Below are 14,896 nucleotides of genomic sequence, written 5' to 3'. Positions count from 1 at the left end.
AAAGTCAAACTGAAATAATAGGGTAAAAAGTGTGGTGTATACATCACAGCAAAGACAAGAAAACTACCAAACTCGGATTGAGCTACCGAAGCTGATAGACCCTACGGTTTTGAGAGCAGCTAAGCATATCTACCGGGTTTACTACGAAGTTCATCCATACCAAGATGAACAGCCATCTGGTGTAGCCATTGACAGATATACCCTCAGAGGAAAGTTAATCTTTAGTCAGAGACCTATCCTTCTACCAACTGAATGCTTTGTGCCTTTGAGTCAACTAGAAGGGGACTTTTATTAATAAATATTAAGGAAATCGGTCATTGGTCTTACTTCTATGGTATAGAGCAATAGCAATTAGGAAGTGACACAGGATATGGTGGGAGTATCCGCTGCCTTGACAACGTTAATAGCTTTCGCAATAGTTTTCGCTATCGGTGCATCTATTGGCAGTTTTCTCAATGTAGTCGTTTACAGACTACCTGCTGGTTTATCCATCCTTTGGCCCCCCTCCCGCTGTCCCCATTGTCTACATAAGCTGGGAAAGCGAGAGAATGTTCCAGTAATGGGCTGGCTGTGCTTAAAAGGACGTTGCCGTCACTGTAATACCAAGATTTCCAGCCGCTATCCCCTAGTAGAGGCCATAACCGGTTTACTGTTTTTACTAGTTTTCTGGATGTATGGTTGGGGTTGGCAAACCCTAGGGTATTGGGCGTTTTTGAGCTGGTTGTTGACTCTGGCTCTGATTGATATCGATACTATGACCCTACCGAATGCCCTAACTCAGTCTGGATTAGTGGCTGGTTTAGTATTTCAAGGAACTACTGGTTTTTTGGAGGGGTCTCAACCCATAGCAATAATTCCTCAATTAATGACTGGGGTGGTAGGTGCAGTCTTAGGGATTTGGTTGTTTGACCTGATTGCCTTTGGGGGTTCGATTGCCTTTGGTCAATCTGCTATGGGGGGAGGAGATGCTAAACTAGCGGCGATGATGGGAGCTTGGTTAGGGTGGAAGTATTTGCTCTTGGCTAGTTTCATCGCTTGTGGTGTAGGGGCGTTTGCTGGTGGCGCAGCCATTGCCCTGGGTTGGATGAATCGCAAACAGCCAATGCCATTTGGTCCTTTTCTAGCCTTGGGAGCAGGATTGACCCTACTTTGGGGTAAATTAATAGTGTCCACTTACCTAGAACTATTTTTCCCATTTAGCTAAACATTATCGGTTGAAGAATGCTCCATCTAGGTTTTAGGGAGTAGGGAGTAGGGAGTAGGGAGTAGGGAAGTCAGAAAAGGGATCCCCCCTAACCCCCCTTAATAAGGGGGGAACGGAAGTGGGAAAAAATCCTTTGTACCTCATTGCTATGAGAAACACTATATAACAGTAAACCTATAACAGTAAACCTATAACAGTAAACCTATAACAGTAAACCTATAACAGTTAATTTACTATCTTAATCTTAACTATAACTAACTATCAATTATAAAGCATAACCTACAAATATAAATAGAACTATATAGCGTTACTTATAATTATTATGAGGTAAATTATATGAGGTAAATTAAATTTTAATCAACGCCACTCCCGACTCCTGACTCCCTAAAACCTAAGACGAAAGTCCCTCACCCACTTGATAAATGCTATATAGATAGATGAAATTGAACGGCTCTGAAAAATCTTTGGAATCCTATTGGTATAGCAATCCGTGTAGGAATTCTGATAATTATTGATCCGAAGTTCCCAGATCCGCTGTTCCCTGTTCCCTTTGCTATATTAGCCTGTGTCTTGGATAACAATCAGAACTACCAATCTTCGCTGGGAAGCCGAGCTGATGCAGCAGGTGCTAGCCGCTCATGATATTCCAAGTCGGATTATTGATATTGGGATCATGTCTTATTTAGGTGCAGGTAGTCCTGCGGCTTTACAAGTTCGCTCACCAGATCAATGGACAGCCTTACTCTTGTTGAGTTCCCCAGAAGAAGAGCAGGCAGGACAATCATAAAAATCAGACTATAGCTAAAAAAATTTAGATAGTACGTTAACTTAATAATTTTTATGTCTCTATTCGATTGGTTTGCAAATAGACGAAAAATTGAACCAACCCCTAAACAACCTCAAGAACGGGAGATTGCTGATGGGCTATGGAAAAAGTGTGAAGCTTGCGGAGTTCTATCCTACGCCAGAGACCTGCAAGCTAATCAAATGGTTTGCAGTGAATGTGGCCATCACATGCGAGTCCCTAGTGACGAGCGGATCCGCCAGCTGATTGACCATCAGACCTGGATATCACTGGATGAACACCTACATCCGACGGATCCCCTGAAGTTTTGCGATCGCAAATCCTATAGTGATCGTTTGCGAGACAGCCAAGAAAAAACTAAGCTCACAGATGCCGTACAAACTGGCACCGGTCAACTAGAGAATTTGCCCATTGCTTTGGGAGTAATGGACTTCCGGTTCATGGGCGGTAGTATGGGTTCGGTAGTTGGGGAAAAACTGACTCGTTTGATAGAAGAAGCAACCAAGCGACAGCTACCGGTTGTAATTGTTTGTGCATCTGGTGGAGCCAGAATGCAGGAAGGGATGTTAAGCCTGATGCAAATGGCCAAAATCTCTGGTGCCTTGGAACGCCATCGTCAAGCCAGACTACTCTACATTCCAGTTCTTACTCATCCTACCACCGGTGGGGTGACTGCCAGTTTTGCCATGTTAGGGGATATTATCATAGCGGAACCGAAGGCATTAATTGGATTTGCTGGACGACGAGTGATTGAGCAGACCCTAAGAGAAAAGCTACCGGATAATTTCCAGACCTCTGAATATCTGCTAGACCACGGCTTTGTTGATGCCATTGTACCTCGCACCCAGTTGAAAAAAACCCTAGCCCAGCTGATTCGCCTCCATCAACCCCAGGCTACTATACCGGTAGCGGTTTCCCTGCCAAAAGCAGTAGGGATTAGGGAGCAGGGAGTAGGGAGTAGGGAGTAGGGATTAGGGAGTGTGGGGAGGGTGGGGAGGGTGGGAAGTGTGGGGAGATGGGGAGATGGGGAGATGGGGAGATGGGAAGTCAGATGGTTTGATAATATTCCGTCTTGCCTCTTGCTAGCATGCCTATTGCCTCTTGCCTCTTGCCCCCACAACTCCCACACTCCCCCTGTTCCTTAGTTATTATAGGGTTTAGTTATTATGGGCTTTGCAGACCTATCAATTGTGGAAATTGCTGCCGAGTATGACCTTCGGGTAGAAGAGGTATTCGATCTATGCCAGCAGTTGGGCATTGCTTACAAAAATCAAGACACCCATCTGCCTCTAGAAGATGCCAAGGCTGTTATATTAAAGATTTTGTCTCAAACAAAGGGTAATGGCTAATTGGTAATCGGTAATACCTGAGTTCGATAGCCGTGATTGGTTGACTCAGATCCCCCTCAGCGAGAGAATGTGCAGGGAATCAGTTAATGCTGTTTTGAAAAACTAATCCCATATGAGCCACATTTTTAGTTTAGAGGAGAATCAAAAATGAAGCGATTTATCTTGCTGATCACGGCAACCCTATTCTTTGCCTTTCAAATTGCAGTGGGCAGTTCAGCAGCCCTTGACCTGTCTAAAGAGCTCCGCACCGTACCTTCCAATGAAGCAGGTGACACGGTGGTGATGAGTAACAAAGAGATTGTTAAAGGCTTACGCCTGTTTAACACTGTATGTTCTCAATGTCACAAAGGGGGTTACACTAAAACTGACCCTAACGTTACTCTTGGTGCTGAGGACTTAGAATTGGCAACACCACCCCGTGATAACCTGGATGGTATCATAGACTATATGAACAATCCTACCACCTACGACGGGGAAACAGAGATTTATGAATTTCATCCAAGCACTAAGAGTGCTGATCTTTTTGTCTATATGAGGAACGTCTCCCAAGATGACCTCCGTAATATGGCTGGTTATATTCTCTATGAGATCAACCAGAGACCTGATACGTGGGGTTGTGGTAAAGTCTGTAACTAATTGTTGTTTGTACAGAGGTTAGAAAGCACGAAGCGAAAGGCTTTATGCTTATTTAAGCAGCAAGGGCAGAGGCTTCTTCTTTTGGCAGTTAGGGGTTAGGGGTTAGGAGTTAGGGGTTAACCAAAATCAATAACCCTAGCTTCTTTAACTAGACCTGATTCGCTAATAGAAGAAGCCGCTGCCCTGTTGCTCAATCAGTACATATCACTTTAAATACTCAATGCTCCGTAGATTATTAGACTTCTTTGAGAAGTTGGGAACAGTGGACAACAATTCACGGGAAAAGTATCAAAAAACTAGTTTGGCAAGAGGTCTATTCGTATCAATCCGTTATTTGCTGCTAGTTGTTCTGGTGTTCTTCCTAGAGACATGCACGGTTAGTTCACCAGCCCAGGTTCCAGTTAACGACTACGTCAGGCGCTACCTAGACGTAGCAGAACCTGTAGCGATTGCTGTAGATGTCAAGGGAGAGACTAAGCAGTTTGACGGCGAAGACTTGTCTGTTGGTCAAAACTTATTTTCCGAAAATTGCCAGAGGTGTCATGTGGGAGGAGCTAATCTCATTGATCCCACTGTGTCTCTATCTCTGGAGAGGCTAGCTAAGGCAACACCACCTCGGGATAATCTCAATGGTTTCATTGCTTTTATGAGGCAACCGATGACCTATGATGGTACCGAGGAAAGCTTCTCGTGCCGCGAAGTCGAAGAGAGTTGGATACCACAGGAGGAAATCGAGAAAATAGCGGCATTTGTGATCAGAGCCGCACAGAAAGGACCAGGATGGGGCACTGAGGATTTATTTTAAGTTAGGAAATAGGGAATAGGGAATAGGGAATAGGGAATAGGGAACAGGGAATCGGGAATCGGGAATCGGGAATCGGGAATCGGGAACAGGGAACAGCGAATAGGGAACAGCGAATGGTAAATAGGAAGAAACAGAGATAAAAATTACTACACTAATTGCTGATTTAACTCCCCATCTCCCCATCTCCCCATCTCCCCATCTCCCCATCTCCCCATCTCCCCATCTCCCCATCTCCCCACACCTCCCGCGCCCCCGCCCCACCCTCCCGACTCCCGACTCCCTAAAACTTAGTTAATAATCACCTGCTCGAATTTCTTCATTAGCTGCTTCTTGGGCTTTCTTCATAGCACTTTCTAAGGATTGATCACCCAGTAAGGTACTCAGAAATTGATTATCGAAATGGGTTTGAATGGTTGGCAAGGTTTCCCCAGCCTGCCAAATGGTTGCATAGGCGGCTCCTTTAAGAAAAGGAGCATAGAGGGGATTGTTTTTATAGCCTAGTTCCGATAACACAGAGACCCGAGAAGGTAGTACTAGTCCCGCTTTTCCCCAAGCTTTCATTCCTTCTTTGCCGGTAAGATAGGAAATGAGTTCCCAAGCTGCTTCTTTATGTTGAGCTTGCTTGTTCATAACATAAGCAACGGTATAAGCCATGGTTCCTTTTTTACTACCTAAGGAGGGAACTTCAGCGGTGGCGAATTTAATGTTAGGAAATGTGTCTTTGAGATAAGGAATAGCCCAGCTACCTTCAATTACCATTGCGGTTTTACCCTGACCAAACATTTCGCTACCAGAACTAGCGCCAACGTCTGAGGGTAAGGCAGCAGACTGGTAGTTTCGGTATAGGTCAATGACAGTTTGAAGACTTTTAAAAGTTTCAGGAGTGGCAAAGGTAGCATAGCCGTTATTGTCAACTAACTTACCGCCAAAGGCTTTAATTAAAAAATAGAGACGAGCCAGTTCCTGATTAATTCCTAAACCATAGTGTTCATTCCTGCCATCGCGATTCTTATCAAAGGTTAGTTTTTGGGAATAATCCCGTAATTCTTCCCAAGTTTGGGGTGGTTGAGTTAAATTAGCTTGTTTGAATAATTGCTTATTGTAAAAAAGGGCAAGGGTGGAAAAATCTTTAGGCAATCCGTAGATTATTCCATTATATTGGAATGCTTTAAACAGAGAGGGTTCAAAGTCAGCTACATCAAAATTATCAGTGCGCTTAATGTAGTCATCCAAAGGCTCCAAAACATCATGAATCATTAGTAATGGGGCTTCATAGGCATCTAAATAAAAGACATCTGGAGCTGCATCACCAATTAATCGGGTTTTGATTACATCCATGTACTGACCAGTGATGACTTCAAGCTTAACCTTTACCTTGGGATGTTTAGCTTCAAATTCCTTTAGTACCTTCTCTAGTAATTGTTTTTCAGTAGGGCTGCTTTGCCAACCACCGAGAGTAACGGTGGTTACTCCATCTAGGTTACTGCTGCCACAGGCTATAATGCAGAGAATTATCAGCGGTAAGATTACCCATTTTGACAGGATTTTCTTCATTTGTTGAGGGTTGACGGGTAAATTTAAATTAATTTAACCTACTCATTATACTAGAGGGCAATACCAATTATGAGCATAATGTCTGAGCAATTCAGAAATCCTAAAACACTGATTAAGGTAACTGGTTGGCTACTGTTACTACTGACTGGGCAAACAGTTATGGGGGACCTTACGCCAGCTAGTGCCCAAACTTCACCAGAACCGAGATTTTTTGGGGAACCTCTACCAACTATGAGGCCATCTTCTCTACCATCGGTTAATACTTCCCCTTTAATTTTGCCGACCGCCTCACCCAATCGGTCAAGCAATACACCAAATACACCATTACCACCTGAGTTAAACGTTAACGACACTAATCCATCAATAACTAATCCATCAATAACTAATCCATCAAGAACTAATAGATCAATACCCATCGCTAATCTCTATCGGGTTGATGTGGTGGGCGATAGTGATTGGTTGTTATCCCAAGTACAAGCAATTGAACCACAAGCGTTTGTGCGCGAGGGAGAGGGGGTGATTCAAGCAGGTACATTTATGGATCGCTACAATGCTCAGTCTCGTCTCCAGGCTTTGGAAGCTTTGGGAATTCCAGCCCGCATCACAACAATTGCACAACAAGTATTTGATAATGGTGCTACAAATCTGAGCAACATAGCAACTTTCTCATCTGATGGCTCAATCACCTATGGCTCCCGTTTGGTGTATCCAGAAACAGGATTAGATTTGGCGAACCGTGGTGCTGTCACTTCTGGTTCTAATCCAGGGGATTCAGGAGAATCCAGGGGTAGGAGCTATTTTGTGGCTATTCCTGGAAATGCTCAGAGGTTACCAGAGATGGTCACGGAATTGGTTAAAATTGGGATTGCCCAGGATTTAGTCAGCCAACGAGATGCCCCAAGAGGTAAACATGTTGCTGTTGGTCCGTTTAAAAAGCGGGGTGATGCAGAACGTTGGAGTAATCGTTTGCGCTCTGCTGGTTGGGATGCACGGGTGTATTTTGGTCGGTAGGAGCTCAGGGTTGAAGGTTAGTGGGTTGAAGGTTGAAGGTTAGTGGGTTGAAGGTGAGTTGCTTGAAGGTGAGTTGCTTGAAGGTGAGTTGCTTGAAGGTTGAAGGGTTAAGGTGACGCGGTTGAAGGGTTAAGGTTAAAAAATTAACAGTTAAGTAGCTGGACAAGAATAAATCTCGCTGTATTGACTTGTGTAAAATTCCTAAAAGTACCTCTCTGTTTTCCCTGTTCCCTGTTCCCTGTTCCCTGTTCCCTATTTCAAGAGTTAATTTTACTTTTGTCGGACACTTAATAATTAAGAATTGATGGAGTCTGAGAATCGGCGAGAAGTAATTGAGCAAGTGGTGGTAACTGCTGAGCAGATGCGTCAGATTGAAGGGCGCATCTTTGAGGCGGGGATGCCTGTAGCAGCGTTGATGGAAAAGGTGGCAGGATTGATTACTCGCTCTATTCAAACCCTTTATCCCTGTGCTGAGAATAGGCGAGTGGGTGTGTTAGTTGGTCCTGGTCATAATGGGGGCGATGGGTTAGTTGTTGCTCGTGAACTTTATTTACAGGGGTATGAGATCCACATTTACCGTCCTTTGTCTAAACTGAAGGAATTGACTAACTACCATGCTCAGTATGCGGTTAGCTTGGGGATTCCTTTTTATGAAGAAATTGAACCGCTGTATGATTGTGACCTGATTATTGATGGTTTGTTCGGATTTGGACTGACGCGATCGCGAAGCGTGGCCTACGGCCAATCGCTTTCTGGTAGTATCGCTGAGGCGGTTGAGCTGTTGAATCAATGGTCACAACCGGTGGTGAGTATTGATTTACCTTCGGGATTACATACTGATACTGGGGAAGTTTTGGGCATCGCGGTTCGGGCTACCCGGACATTGTGCTTAGGGTTGTGGAAGTTGGGGTTTCTCCAAGACCAAGGGTTGGATTATATTGGTGAAGCTGAGTTAATTGATTTTGGTATTCCCCTCAAGGATATTTGGTCAATTTTAGGTGAACCACCAGATTTGCTCAGAGTGACAAAAACTGTTGCGAAACATTTTTTACCCTTACCTCGCCCTAAGGTAACTCATAAGTACCAACAGGGTCATCTGTTGCTGATTTGTGGCTCTAGACAGTATTCAGGGGCAGCAATTCTGGCGGGATTAGGGGCTCGTGCTAGTGGGGTGGGGATGCTTTCGATGGCAGTGCCGGAGTCTATCAAATTGCTAGTGGTCAGTCACTTGCCAGAAGCAGTGGTAATTGGTTGCCCAGAAACGACGGCGGGTGCTATTGCATTTTTGCCTGAGTTAGTGTTAGAGAAGTTACACCAACCCTCTGGTAGCTATCAGGCTTCAAATCAGACTTATAATGCGATCGCATGTGGTCCTGGTTTAACAAAGGATGCTAAGGATATAGTGCAAGGGGTTTTAGCTGCCCAATGCCCAATGGTTTTGGATGCGGATAGTTTAAATATCCTGGCGGAACTGATCACTATTCCCACTTTGTTGAAGCGTCTAGGCCAGACCGTGTTAACGCCTCATGTTGGAGAGTTCCGACGTTTATTTCCTGATTCGGCAGAACTGTTACCGGATCGAGTCAAGGCGGTGCGGAAGGCATCCCAACTGAGTCGGTCTGTGGTGTTGTTAAAAGGAGCCAGGAGTGCGATCGCAAATCCTATGGGCTCGGTTTGGCTGATTCCTGAAAGTACACCAGCTCTAGCCCGAGGGGGGAGTGGCGATGTCCTCACGGGATTAGTGGGAGGCTTATTGGCTCAGCCAGTTCTGTCTGAGCATCCTTTGGAGGCAATAGTGGCAACGGCAGCCTGGTGGCATGCCCAAGCAGGAATTTTAGCGGCTCAGGAGCGGAGTGAGTTGGGGGTCGATGGGGTAACCTTGGCGGAGTTTTTGATGACAGTGGTGAGAGGGAATAGGGAGTAGGGAATAGGGAACAGGGAATAGGGAACAGGCAAGAGGCAAGAGGCAAGAGGCAAGAGGCAAGAGGGAAAACTAATCTGACTCCCCATCTCCCCATCTCCCCATCTCCCCATCTCCCCACACTCCCTGCTCCCTGCTCCCTACTCCCTACTCCCTCTTGTTAACAAATTAAACCTAGAGCTTTCTCTTTAATTTTATCTTCGTCAATCTTTTCTTTGAGTTCACTATCTGTATATCTGCCTTCTAAGGCTTCTAATGCTGCTTTTTTGAGGGCTGTCTCAAAGGCATCGGTTAAAATTTCTAATAATTCCTCTTGATTGGCATAATATCCCCCTGATTTTCGCCGTTTGTTCACTCGTTTAATATTTTTGCTGGCATTATAAATAGAAAATTCCCAAGAGCGGGTAGTGCGTTTTTCTACTTCTTGTTTGATTAAATGTAATAATAATATGACTGCATAGCTATAAATTTTATTTAGTTTATCCTCCCTTGACATTTCTTCTAGTTCATCAACAATTTCTAAGGCTTTATGATAGTTTCTTTCTTCAATGAGTTGACGTAATAAGGTTAATTCTTCCATATTCTGGGTTGATGGCATTAGGGAATCGGGAATCGGGAGTCGGGAATCGGGAGTCGGTACTATGAAAAAATTATAGCTATTAATTTATCATAACTACTCTATAAGAGCCGACTTTTTTAATTAAGCAGCTATTCTTCGAGCACTTCATCAGCCATCTGCACAATCTCTCTATACAAGCGATCGCTCACTCTAAATCCGGCTTGATTGATTAGATCATCGACAATCGGTTTCACTGCTGTAATCAATCCCTGTTTCTTGGCAGCTAAAAGCAATCCCAGAATACCTGTAAATTTTCATCCAAACCGAGATGCAATTACTCTTGCCTGATAATCATCAATCAGTAATCGATTGGCGTTGAGTTCAATTGCTAAAGCGATCGCTTCAGATTCTCCTGCATCAATTTCAAGCCTAAGTTCTGCAACCAAGCTACGATTCGTAGCTTGTCGAGTCTGAATCCAGGATAGAGTTTGCACTTCTTCCGACCCTGGAACCTCGTATGGTAGATCTACCATCTCATTGTAAACCGCTTGAGGAATTATCAACACTCCATAGAGCTGCCGCAGTATATCAATTTTTTGAATCGCTGATAAATTAGTAATGGGTGATGTGTTACTAACCACGATCATATATCGCCCAATTCCTTCAATGTTTGAATGTCTTGTTGAAAATCTTCACGGTCATAATTGATACAAATGCTCCGATTAGAGAGTGCTTGTTGAAATTCAATTAGGTGCATGCCAGCTAGCTCACGGGCTTTACCAATACTAATTCTTTTCTGTTTATATAGCATAATGGCAATCTCAAGCTTCAAATCGGCTGCCGATAGTTTAGCAGCTTGCAACAACTCATCAGAAATTACAACACTCATAACCGACTCAGCATTATAAACCCATTGTTTTGATTCTAGCCCAATGCCCACCTATTCAGAAGCGTCAACTTATCCAGGTATTGGCGGACTATCAGCCGATTCTTCACTTTCGGATTTTCTTTGCTTTTGGAGCAAGAACTCAGCAAAGTCAAACACTAATTGACGTTGCTTTGGCGACAATACCTGCAAAACTGCCAGCACATCATGTGGAATTACCATCGGTGGGGATTTTGATGTTCCCATAGACTACTCCTATATAGCACTACCCATTAAGATGTTTGACATTGTCAGCCATGCAAAGCGCGAGTGGGGGAAACCACGGCAGTCGCTCATGGGGGGGACCCCCAAGACCGCGCTGCCTTCCCAAGACCGCGCTGCATCGCTTCTAAACTCCGAAACCTACTCCTAGCTTACTTTTGACTTCTGACTTCTCACTTCTGACTTGCGCGTAGCGCTATAAATCATCGGGATTGATGCCAAGGGTACGCAATTTTTCTGCCAATCGTTCTGCCCGTTGGCGTTCTTGTTTTGCCCGTTGGCGTTCCTGTTCTGCCCGTTGGCGTTCTTGTTCTGCCCGTTCTGCTGAAGTCTCAATCCAATTACCAACTCCATCATACCAACGCAGCCACAACCCTTGTGTTTCTTGATATTTCCCAAGCCAGACTCCTAACCCTAATTCCAGTTCTGGAATCCAAAATTTAGGTTCAGAAAGTTCTACTTCCTGATACTGGGTGGGCATTAATTGAAACACTCGCAACTGGTTTTCATAACGGTCAAAGACCACATAGTAAGGAATGCGCATATACTGCTCATAAGCTTGCCATTTGCTTGGTGGCTTGTTGGCAGACCTTAGGGTTTGTCCTAAATCTTCAGCTTCGGTACCTGGTGATAGGAGTTCCACTACCAAAAATGGCGCTCTTCCTTCCTGCCAAACCACATAATTCCAGCGCAGGTCTTCTTGTTTTTCAGCAGGAGTTACATCTAATACCAGAAACCAATCTGGTCGCTTATGCCATAAGTAATGACGACTGTTGTAATATACATTCAGGTTTGTAGCAATGAACATCTCCTCCCTGGGATAGTTGGGAGGTTGGCAGGTTTCTCGCAGTAGTTGGGGTTGGAAGTCGTGAAATTCGTCAGGCAAACCAGGTTCCTCCCGGTCTTAACGAGGTGGATCAGTATTTTTGAATTTAGAATGAAGAATTTAGAATGAAGAATTTAGAATGAAGAATTCACCATTCTGCCTTCACCATTCTCCATTCTTACAAACAACCTCCCCTTCACCTAACACCAAAGGCGAACAACCTTTTTGATTTAAGAATTAATAATTTAAAATGCGCGAATTGGTAATTATCCATTCTTAATTCTACATTCTCAATTCTACATTCTCAATTCTACATTCTTCATTCTGAAGATTCTTCTTCACCAATAGGATTAGGAACATCAAAAATAATCACAAATTCAGCCTCGGGCATCAGCCGTTTAAGAGCTGTCATATGACCCTCCGCATTGGATCGGTTACGGAAACGAGCGACAACGACTCGTTGCATCTGTGGTAACAAGCGAACGATTGCCCATGGGTATAGGCGTTGACTGTACGACATAATAAAATTACCTCCTTTTGAGTGGGAGACCCAGAGCCAGCCCGTGACGCTCTAACATCTGTGGGCTGGCTCTTCACTTATCTCCTTTTGAGTGTTCCTTTTTCTAGAATAGCATAAAAATTGCATAATTATAACATATTTTGAAAATTTTTGTAACAATTTTTTGATGGAGAGGGAACAGCGGATCTGGGAACAGCGGATCTGGGAACAGGGAATAGTAAGTGCGATTGACTTGCTTGTCACGCTACGCGATGCTCCAAAAGAGCCGCTACGCGATTGACCTGCTTGTCACGCGGGGCGCGTTCGCTTTTACTGATCACAGCTAGATGGGATTGACCTGCTTGTCACGCTACGCGATTGACCTGCTTGTCACGCGGGGCGCGTTCGCTTTTACCCACCACAGCTATGTGCGATTGACCTGCTTGTCACGCGGGGCGCGTTCGCATTTACCGATCACAGCTAGATGCGATCGCATTTACCGATCACAGCTAGATGCGATCGCATTTACTGATCACAGCTAGATGCGATCGCATTTACCGATCACAGCCAGATGCGATCGCATTTACCGATCACAGCTAGATGCGATCGCATTTACCGATCACAGCTAGATGCGATCGCATTTACCGATCACAGCTAGATGCGATCGCATTTACTGATCACAGCTAGATGCGATCGCATTTACTGATCACAGCTAGATGCGATCGCATTTACCGATCACAGCTAGATGCGATCGCATTTACCGATCACAGCTAGATGCGATCGCATTTACTGATCAAAGCTAGATGCGATCGCATTTACTGATCACAGCTAGATGCGATCGCATTTACTGATCACAGCTAGATGCGATCGCATTTTCGAGACCACAGCTAGATGCGATCGCATTTTCGAGACCACAGCTAGATGCGATCGCATTTCCGTATCACAGCCCATACTCTTCCACCGACTCCCGATTCCCGACTCCCGATTCCCGACTCCCGATTCCCGATTCCCGATTCCCGATTCCCAATTCTAAATTCGCGCATTCTAAATTCGCGCATTCCCGATTCCCTGTAGTATCCACTGTCTAGAGAGGTATTTTTCACTTACGATTGAAAATTGTTATAGTTACGGGTTATTCAACAGGAAAACAAAGGGAGCTCTTGCCGAAATACCACCTGTAATTTCTGAAGCTTACAATAGTGATGGTTAAGGGAACAGGGAACAGGGAATCGGGAATCGGGAACAGTGATGCCCTAAATCAAGACAGGGAATCAACCTCAAAGAAGACTGTAGCTCATAACTGCAAGAAATGCCATATTTGGAGTTTAGGCAAAAGGTAATAGGCAATAGGGAAAAAATCTTGTGTATGTCAGATGGTGGTGCGTTACGGGACGGGCTTTAACAGGGGCGAAGAGTCTCAAAATCATAGGCTTTCTGTCCCTAACGCACCCTACACCCTACACCCTACACCCTACTCCCTATTCCCTATGGTGGTGCGTTACGGGACGGGCTTTAACAGGGGCGAAGAGTCTCAAAATCATAGGCTTTCTGTCCCTAACGCACCCTACACCCTACACCCTACACCCTACTCCCTACTCCCTGCTCCCTACTCCCTGCTCCCTACTCCCTCCTACCTAACCAATTGAAAACCTTTAATAGTCGCTTGTTAACCTATTCACAACTTCAGCACAAATCATGAAAAACAACTCAGAAATACCAATCCCCAATCCTGCCCAAACCATGATGGCGGATGACCAATCCATGACCAATTCACCAGAAACTATGGACAATCAAGACCTAGGGATGGCAACCGCCCCATCCATGGAAAGCCCAAAAGAAGTCATCAACGTTGACGCCCAACATTCCTATCCTCCCTATCCTCCCTATAACCCACCATCCCTAACCCTTGACACAATTACTACTGTGACTATGCCAGTGCTGACTCCTGGTAACAATGGTGACGCCGTGCGATTTTTGCAGCAGATCCTAATCAGCTTGGGCTACACCATTGTTAAATTTAACGCCAATTTTGACCGATATACCTACCTAGGTGTAACTCAATTCCAACGCAACAACCGTTTGAAAGTGGATGGAGTAGTTGGCTGGCATACCTGGCGTAAGTTGGGTGAAGCTAGTGTCTCCCGGCGTCGTTATTAGGGAGTAGGGAAAGTTGAATGTAGAATTAAGAATGTAGAATTAAGAATGTAGAATGTAGAATTAAGAATGTAGAATTAAGAAGGTAGAAGGGAGAAGGGAGAAGGGAGAATTAAGAAGGGAGAAGGGAGAAGGGAGAAGGGAGAAGGGAGAAGGGAGAATGGTTAATTTTAAATTCTTAATTCTTAATTCTCAATTCTCAATTCTTAATTCTCAATTCTCAATTCTTAATTCTTAATTCTCAATTCTCAATTCTCAATTCTCAATTCTCAATTCTTAATTCTCAATTCTTAATTCTCAATTCTTAATTCTCAATTCTCAATTCTCAATTCTTAATTCTTAATTCTCAATTCTCAATTCTCAATTCTCAATTCTTAATTCTTAATTCTCAATTCTTAATTCTCAATTCCCTATTGATTAATCATT

At 44.3% G+C, this 14,896-nt stretch carries 26 protein-coding genes; 14 read left to right on the top strand and 12 right to left on the bottom strand.

The features are described from left to right. Nucleotides 1–31 precede the first annotated feature (31 nt). From F6K51_RS25530 to psbV2, 8 genes are all read left to right on the top strand, one after another. Nucleotides 32–295, top strand: a complete 264-nt coding sequence (locus F6K51_RS25530) for a hypothetical protein (RefSeq protein ID WP_364303462.1) — start codon at nt 32–34, stop codon at nt 293–295. Nucleotides 296–370: 75 nt separating this feature from the next. Next, nucleotides 371–1,204: an A24 family peptidase gene (locus F6K51_RS25525; RefSeq protein ID WP_293025410.1), complete on the top strand. Its 834-nt coding sequence runs from the start codon at nt 371–373 to the stop codon at nt 1,202–1,204. Between the two features lie 565 nt (nt 1,205–1,769). After that, a complete protein-coding gene (locus tag F6K51_RS25520) occupies nt 1,770–1,991 on the top strand; it encodes a hypothetical protein (protein WP_293025401.1) in 222 nt (73 codons plus the stop codon). 53 nt (nt 1,992–2,044) lie between these two features. After that, nucleotides 2,045–2,977: an acetyl-CoA carboxylase, carboxyltransferase subunit beta gene (accD, locus tag F6K51_RS25515; RefSeq protein ID WP_293025400.1), complete on the top strand. Its 933-nt coding sequence runs from the start codon at nt 2,045–2,047 to the stop codon at nt 2,975–2,977. Between the two features lie 21 nt (nt 2,978–2,998). After that, a complete protein-coding gene (locus F6K51_RS25510; protein ID WP_293025399.1) occupies nt 2,999–3,154 on the top strand; it encodes a hypothetical protein in 156 nt (51 codons plus the stop codon). A 21-nt stretch (nt 3,155–3,175) separates the two neighbouring features. Next, the gene (locus tag F6K51_RS25505; RefSeq protein WP_070395846.1) at nt 3,176–3,358 is read left to right on the top strand and encodes a translation initiation factor IF-2; all 183 of its coding nucleotides are present in this window, start codon (nt 3,176–3,178) and stop codon (nt 3,356–3,358) included. A gap of 147 nt (nt 3,359–3,505) precedes the next feature. Beyond that, on the top strand, nt 3,506–3,994 hold the full coding sequence (gene psbV / locus F6K51_RS25500; protein WP_293025398.1) for a photosystem II cytochrome c-550: 489 nt from the start codon (nt 3,506–3,508) through the stop codon (nt 3,992–3,994). Between the two features lie 220 nt (nt 3,995–4,214). Beyond that, nucleotides 4,215–4,799, top strand: coding sequence for a photosystem II cytochrome PsbV2 (psbV2, locus tag F6K51_RS25495; RefSeq protein ID WP_293025397.1), 585 nt, complete (start codon nt 4,215–4,217; stop codon nt 4,797–4,799). On the opposite strand, the gene F6K51_RS25490 is transcribed toward psbV2, so the two are convergent. Beyond that, a complete protein-coding gene (locus F6K51_RS25490) occupies nt 4,791–5,006 on the bottom strand; it encodes a hypothetical protein (protein WP_293025396.1) in 216 nt (71 codons plus the stop codon). The genes psbV2 and F6K51_RS25490 overlap by 9 nt on opposite strands. 84 nt (nt 5,007–5,090) lie before the next feature. Further along, nucleotides 5,091–6,353: an ABC transporter substrate-binding protein gene (locus F6K51_RS25485; protein WP_293025395.1), complete on the bottom strand. Its 1,263-nt coding sequence runs from the start codon at nt 6,351–6,353 to the stop codon at nt 5,091–5,093. A 69-nt stretch (nt 6,354–6,422) separates the two neighbouring features. On the opposite strand from F6K51_RS25485, the gene F6K51_RS25480 reads away from it, so the two are divergent. Further along, nucleotides 6,423–7,364 carry a hypothetical protein gene (locus F6K51_RS25480; protein WP_293025394.1) on the top strand — a complete coding sequence of 314 codons (942 nt, stop codon included), beginning with the start codon at nt 6,423–6,425 and terminating at the stop codon, nt 7,362–7,364. Nucleotides 7,365–7,368: 4 nt separating this feature from the next. Here the strand turns inward: F6K51_RS25480 and F6K51_RS25475 are convergent, their stop codons facing one another. Continuing rightward, complete coding sequence (locus F6K51_RS25475) at nt 7,369–7,530, bottom strand: hypothetical protein (protein WP_293025393.1); 162 nt, start codon at nt 7,528–7,530, stop codon at nt 7,369–7,371. Between the two features lie 138 nt (nt 7,531–7,668). Between F6K51_RS25475 and F6K51_RS25470 the strand changes: the two genes are divergently transcribed. After that, complete coding sequence (locus F6K51_RS25470; RefSeq protein WP_293025408.1) at nt 7,669–9,288, top strand: NAD(P)H-hydrate dehydratase; 1,620 nt, start codon at nt 7,669–7,671, stop codon at nt 9,286–9,288. Here the strand turns inward: F6K51_RS25470 and F6K51_RS25465 are convergent. The 8 genes from F6K51_RS25465 to F6K51_RS25430 form a co-directional block, all read right to left on the bottom strand. Beyond that, entirely contained in the window at nt 9,207–9,398 is a 192-nt protein-coding gene (locus tag F6K51_RS25465) for a hypothetical protein (RefSeq protein WP_293025392.1), read from the bottom strand. The genes F6K51_RS25470 and F6K51_RS25465 overlap by 82 nt on opposite strands. A gap of 47 nt (nt 9,399–9,445) precedes the next feature. Then, complete coding sequence (locus tag F6K51_RS25460; RefSeq protein WP_293025406.1) at nt 9,446–9,865, bottom strand: DUF29 family protein; 420 nt, start codon at nt 9,863–9,865, stop codon at nt 9,446–9,448. A 128-nt stretch (nt 9,866–9,993) separates the two neighbouring features. After that, a complete protein-coding gene (locus F6K51_RS25455) occupies nt 9,994–10,143 on the bottom strand; it encodes a DUF3368 domain-containing protein (protein ID WP_293025404.1) in 150 nt (49 codons plus the stop codon). Nucleotides 10,144–10,158: 15 nt separating this feature from the next. Next, nucleotides 10,159–10,485, bottom strand: a complete 327-nt coding sequence (locus tag F6K51_RS25450) for a DUF3368 domain-containing protein (RefSeq protein WP_293025391.1) — start codon at nt 10,483–10,485, stop codon at nt 10,159–10,161. A 2-nt stretch (nt 10,486–10,487) separates the two neighbouring features. Further along, complete coding sequence (locus tag F6K51_RS25445) at nt 10,488–10,733, bottom strand: UPF0175 family protein (RefSeq protein ID WP_070396993.1); 246 nt, start codon at nt 10,731–10,733, stop codon at nt 10,488–10,490. Nucleotides 10,734–10,802: 69 nt separating this feature from the next. Then, nucleotides 10,803–10,976, bottom strand: a complete 174-nt coding sequence (locus tag F6K51_RS25440; protein ID WP_149031291.1) for a DUF2281 domain-containing protein — start codon at nt 10,974–10,976, stop codon at nt 10,803–10,805. 211 nt (nt 10,977–11,187) lie between these two features. Further along, nucleotides 11,188–11,877 (bottom strand): Uma2 family endonuclease, encoded by a 690-nt coding sequence (locus F6K51_RS25435; protein ID WP_293025390.1) that lies wholly within the window; start codon nt 11,875–11,877, stop codon nt 11,188–11,190. Between the two features lie 259 nt (nt 11,878–12,136). After that, nucleotides 12,137–12,337 carry a hypothetical protein gene (locus F6K51_RS25430; protein ID WP_293025389.1) on the bottom strand — a complete coding sequence of 67 codons (201 nt, stop codon included), beginning with the start codon at nt 12,335–12,337 and terminating at the stop codon, nt 12,137–12,139. Nucleotides 12,338–12,663: 326 nt separating this feature from the next. On the opposite strand from F6K51_RS25430, the gene F6K51_RS25425 reads away from it, so the two are divergent. Together F6K51_RS25425 and F6K51_RS25420 are read left to right on the top strand one after the other, a co-directional pair. Further along, nucleotides 12,664–12,858 carry a hypothetical protein gene (locus F6K51_RS25425; protein WP_293025388.1) on the top strand — a complete coding sequence of 65 codons (195 nt, stop codon included), beginning with the start codon at nt 12,664–12,666 and terminating at the stop codon, nt 12,856–12,858. Nucleotides 12,859–13,148: 290 nt separating this feature from the next. Continuing rightward, on the top strand, nt 13,149–13,349 hold the full coding sequence (locus F6K51_RS25420; RefSeq protein WP_293025387.1) for a hypothetical protein: 201 nt from the start codon (nt 13,149–13,151) through the stop codon (nt 13,347–13,349). A gap of 173 nt (nt 13,350–13,522) precedes the next feature. On the opposite strand, the gene F6K51_RS25415 is transcribed toward F6K51_RS25420, so the two are convergent. After that, nucleotides 13,523–13,663, bottom strand: coding sequence for a hypothetical protein (locus F6K51_RS25415; protein WP_293025386.1), 141 nt, complete (start codon nt 13,661–13,663; stop codon nt 13,523–13,525). Between the two features lie 26 nt (nt 13,664–13,689). Between F6K51_RS25415 and F6K51_RS25410 the strand changes: the two genes are divergently transcribed. After that, nucleotides 13,690–13,962, top strand: a complete 273-nt coding sequence (locus tag F6K51_RS25410) for a hypothetical protein (RefSeq protein ID WP_293025385.1) — start codon at nt 13,690–13,692, stop codon at nt 13,960–13,962. 49 nt (nt 13,963–14,011) lie between these two features. Then, on the top strand, nt 14,012–14,473 hold the full coding sequence (locus F6K51_RS25405; protein ID WP_293025384.1) for a peptidoglycan-binding domain-containing protein: 462 nt from the start codon (nt 14,012–14,014) through the stop codon (nt 14,471–14,473). Nucleotides 14,474–14,896: the final 423 nt, after the last annotated feature.

Origin of the sequence: Moorena sp. SIO3I8 (assembly GCF_010692325.1) — a bacterium.
Classification (GTDB): domain Bacteria; phylum Cyanobacteriota; class Cyanobacteriia; order Cyanobacteriales; family Coleofasciculaceae; genus Moorena.
This window is presented reverse-complemented; position numbering and strand designations above follow the sequence as displayed.

What these genes read in the sequence shown, in the direction of transcription:
- F6K51_RS25525 (WP_293025410.1), top strand. Translation starts at nt 371, where the DNA reads ATGGTGGGAGTATCCGCTGCCTTGACAACGTTAATAGCTTTCGCAATA.
- accD (WP_293025400.1), top strand. Translation starts at nt 2,045, where the DNA reads ATGTCTCTATTCGATTGGTTTGCAAATAGACGAAAAATTGAACCAACC.
- F6K51_RS25505 (WP_070395846.1), top strand. Translation starts at nt 3,176, where the DNA reads ATGGGCTTTGCAGACCTATCAATTGTGGAAATTGCTGCCGAGTATGAC.
- psbV (WP_293025398.1), top strand. Translation starts at nt 3,506, where the DNA reads ATGAAGCGATTTATCTTGCTGATCACGGCAACCCTATTCTTTGCCTTT.
- psbV2 (WP_293025397.1), top strand. Translation starts at nt 4,215, where the DNA reads ATGCTCCGTAGATTATTAGACTTCTTTGAGAAGTTGGGAACAGTGGAC.
- F6K51_RS25490 (WP_293025396.1), bottom strand. Translation starts at nt 5,006, where the DNA reads ATGGGGAGATGGGGAGATGGGGAGATGGGGAGATGGGGAGTTAAATCA.
- F6K51_RS25485 (WP_293025395.1), bottom strand. Translation starts at nt 6,353, where the DNA reads ATGAAGAAAATCCTGTCAAAATGGGTAATCTTACCGCTGATAATTCTC.
- F6K51_RS25480 (WP_293025394.1), top strand. Translation starts at nt 6,423, where the DNA reads ATGAGCATAATGTCTGAGCAATTCAGAAATCCTAAAACACTGATTAAG.
- F6K51_RS25470 (WP_293025408.1), top strand. Translation starts at nt 7,669, where the DNA reads ATGGAGTCTGAGAATCGGCGAGAAGTAATTGAGCAAGTGGTGGTAACT.
- F6K51_RS25465 (WP_293025392.1), bottom strand. Translation starts at nt 9,398, where the DNA reads ATGGGGAGATGGGGAGATGGGGAGATGGGGAGTCAGATTAGTTTTCCC.
- F6K51_RS25460 (WP_293025406.1), bottom strand. Translation starts at nt 9,865, where the DNA reads ATGGAAGAATTAACCTTATTACGTCAACTCATTGAAGAAAGAAACTAT.
- F6K51_RS25445 (WP_070396993.1), bottom strand. Translation starts at nt 10,733, where the DNA reads ATGAGTGTTGTAATTTCTGATGAGTTGTTGCAAGCTGCTAAACTATCG.
- F6K51_RS25440 (WP_149031291.1), bottom strand. Translation starts at nt 10,976, where the DNA reads ATGGGAACATCAAAATCCCCACCGATGGTAATTCCACATGATGTGCTG.
- F6K51_RS25430 (WP_293025389.1), bottom strand. Translation starts at nt 12,337, where the DNA reads ATGTCGTACAGTCAACGCCTATACCCATGGGCAATCGTTCGCTTGTTA.
- F6K51_RS25425 (WP_293025388.1), top strand. Translation starts at nt 12,664, where the DNA reads ATGGGATTGACCTGCTTGTCACGCTACGCGATTGACCTGCTTGTCACG.
- F6K51_RS25420 (WP_293025387.1), top strand. Translation starts at nt 13,149, where the DNA reads ATGCGATCGCATTTACTGATCACAGCTAGATGCGATCGCATTTTCGAG.
- F6K51_RS25410 (WP_293025385.1), top strand. Translation starts at nt 13,690, where the DNA reads ATGGTGGTGCGTTACGGGACGGGCTTTAACAGGGGCGAAGAGTCTCAA.
- F6K51_RS25405 (WP_293025384.1), top strand. Translation starts at nt 14,012, where the DNA reads ATGAAAAACAACTCAGAAATACCAATCCCCAATCCTGCCCAAACCATG.